The sequence below is a fragment of the Actimicrobium sp. CCI2.3 genome (assembly GCF_035019065.1).
Lineage (GTDB): Bacteria > Pseudomonadota > Gammaproteobacteria > Burkholderiales > Burkholderiaceae_D > Actimicrobium.
The window spans coordinates 1-2,450 of record NZ_JASJWR010000070.1 but is presented as its reverse complement, the minus strand read 5'-3'; the positions used below and the strand labels follow the sequence as shown (position 1 = coordinate 2,450).

The 2,450-nt window shown below is 57.9% G+C and carries 3 protein-coding genes; all 3 read right to left on the bottom strand.

Features of this window, described 5'->3' with window-relative positions:
* Positions 1–8: 8 nt before the first annotated feature.
* Genes tnpC through tnpA form a run of 3 tightly spaced genes read right to left on the bottom strand, consistent with a single transcriptional unit; the run spans position 9 to position 2,368 of the window.
* A complete protein-coding gene (gene tnpC, locus QN370_RS20425) occupies positions 9–1,619 on the bottom strand; it encodes an IS66 family transposase (protein WP_416172107.1) in 1,611 nt (536 codons plus the stop codon).
* A gap of 27 nt (positions 1,620–1,646) precedes the next feature.
* Positions 1,647–2,009, bottom strand: a complete 363-nt coding sequence (tnpB, locus tag QN370_RS20420; protein WP_322127173.1) for an IS66 family insertion sequence element accessory protein TnpB — start codon at positions 2,007–2,009, stop codon at positions 1,647–1,649.
* Complete coding sequence (tnpA, locus tag QN370_RS20415; RefSeq protein ID WP_322126160.1) at positions 2,009–2,368, bottom strand: IS66 family insertion sequence element accessory protein TnpA; 360 nt, start codon at positions 2,366–2,368, stop codon at positions 2,009–2,011. The genes tnpB and tnpA overlap by 1 nt, the downstream gene beginning before the upstream one ends.
* Positions 2,369–2,450: the final 82 nt, after the last annotated feature.

Genomic DNA, 2,450 nt, shown 5'->3' with positions numbered 1-2,450 from the left:
GTAAGCGCTCACTCAGAGGCGTGATTGCGCCGTTTCGTGATGTCGTATAAATCAGAGCGCAGCGGGTTGCTGTCGAAGTGAATTTTCCAGAGGCGGGGCGTGAGTTCATGCACCTTGGATGCCGGCTGCTGCGCCACGCGCTGCAGCACATCAACAAGATAGTCATACGGATCGATGTCGTGTAGACGGCAGGTTACGATCAGACTTTGCATGATGCCGATGTGTTTTGCACCCAGCTCGGTCCAATTGAACAACCAGTTTTTCCGGCCCATCGGGATGACGCGCAGCGCGCGCTCCAGATGATTGGTATCGATCGGGACATCCGGATCATCGAGGTAGACTTCGAGGCCGGCCCGCCGTTCACGCAAGTACGCGAGCGCGCCGGTGAAGGGACTGCTAGGTAAAAAGCCTTGTTGTTCGAACTGCTTGTCGATCCAGGCAAAGAGCCGTTGAACGATGGGTTTAGCGTGGGTGATTCGCCAAGCCTGTTTCGCTGCACCGGTCAGATGATGTTCACGGATGTGGGCCTCGGCGGCAAAGAGCGCACCGATCCATTCCAGTGCCTGCCCGGCCGGACCGGGTTCGATGTCTTTGGCGTCGAATATTTTACGGCGCGCATGCGACCAGCATTGTGCATGCGTCAGTCCGAGCTTCTTGGCGTACTGCGCATAGGCTGCATAACCATCGGTTTGTAGAACGGCACCTTGCGGCAGCGACAGGCCGAGTGCTTCCTGAATGTGGCTGGCGGCGCGGCTTGGATAGTAAGGGAAGCAAATTTCATCTTGCTGGCCATACACGGGCCAGAAATACGCAGCCTTCATCTTGCCGGTGCCTGTCGGTCCGGCCTTGATCGGTGTTTCATCCATGGCCAGGACTCGCGAGGCCCGAATCGACGCCATTTGCGCATCATGTATTGGTTCAAGCAACATGACGGCGCGCTGCATGAGTTGGGTCAGCCATGCCCGACTAACCTGAATGCCGGCGTCACGTAGGCGCTGATGCTGACGATACAGCGGCAGATGAAAGGCCAGTTTGTCGACCATCATGCCGGCGATGAAGCTGATGTCGGCACGGCTACCGTCGAGCACGCCGACCGGTGCCGGCGGACAGGATAGGACCTGCGTGTCACGGCGCTTGATGACCGGACGGACATACTTCAAGACGACGTAACTGCCGGGACGCTGCGCGAGACGATGGCTGACTTTCTCGCCGATGACTTCGTACTCTGCGGGTGTCAGTCCGGCGATATCCGGGTTCGGCACGGCGATGGTTTCGACCGGCACTTTGGTCTCATCGAAGAACAGGGTTGATTCATCGGCAGCAGTCTGACCACGACCGGATTTAGTCTCGCGCTCATGACCGGCGACACGGGTTTTTGGTGCCGGCACGACATCTGGTACACCGGCGAAGTCCTCGCCCAGCACACCCTGTTCCGGGTCGGGAGGTGGCAGACGACGCTCGCTCTTCTGACCGAAGATCTGACGCTGAAACCACGCGACTTGGCGGCGCAAATGAACGATCTCATGGTCGAGTTTGCTGATCAATTCAACCAGCGCCGGTGCCGCCATCGCTGCGATGGCGGTGGCGTTTGGGGTCGGTGATGTCGATGAGCGCGGCATAACGACATCCTCACACAACGACCTCATCTAACCCTTGATCTCGGATGAGAACGGTGCATGTTGATAGCGCTTTTTTACCCGCTGCGGCGTAATCCCTTCGAGTAGACATTTCAGCGCAGTCCAATCCATTTCGCAACTGCTGACCTCGCGCCAATCGCTGATAAGCCGGCCCTGCTCCAATCGCTTTGCCCACACGCACAGGCCGGTGCGGTCGAAGTAGAGCACCTTGATCTGAGTAGCGCGGCGATTGATAAAAGCAAACAGATTGCCTGACAGCGGGTCCTGCTGTAACCGGTGGCGGGCCAGTGCATACAGGCCGTCAAAGGACAGGCGCATGCTGACCGGTTCGCCATACAGGAAGACACGGACCTGACCTTCTGGGAAGAACATCAGGAGCGCAGGAGTCGCAGCACGACGCCATGGCCAAGGTCGAGCTCGATGGTGAGTGTGGCCGGTGGTGGCACAACGACTTCCTGCTTGGGACCAGATACACGATTCAGTTTGGTTATCGGGCCAAGATCGATGAAGCGCGGTGATACTGCGCTGACGCTCTTCGCATCACCAGCACCAGCACCAGCTGGTGATGCCAGCGACCGCTTGCGCCAAAGATAAAACGACGCGATCGAAATGGATTCGCTGCGACAAAAAGCAGCGACAGTATGGCTGCTGGCGGCGTACCGCATCAGGCGTTCTCTCCACAACGTGGATCGATCGTTCTTCTTTGTTGAAGGTGATGTTGGGGTCTTCATTGTGCCTCCGCGTCATTGATCAAAATTCGATTCTGACGGGAGGTTTAACGGGGGGCTATAACGCCGCTGGGTGACCGCTTAC

Coding starts and splice junctions, on each gene's coding strand:
- tnpC (WP_416172107.1), bottom strand. CDS start 1,619: ATGCCGCGCTCATCGACATCACCGACCCCAAACGCCACCGCCATCGCA.
- tnpB (WP_322127173.1), bottom strand. CDS start 2,009: ATGTTCTTCCCAGAAGGTCAGGTCCGTGTCTTCCTGTATGGCGAACCG.
- tnpA (WP_322126160.1), bottom strand. CDS start 2,368: ATGAAGACCCCAACATCACCTTCAACAAAGAAGAACGATCGATCCACG.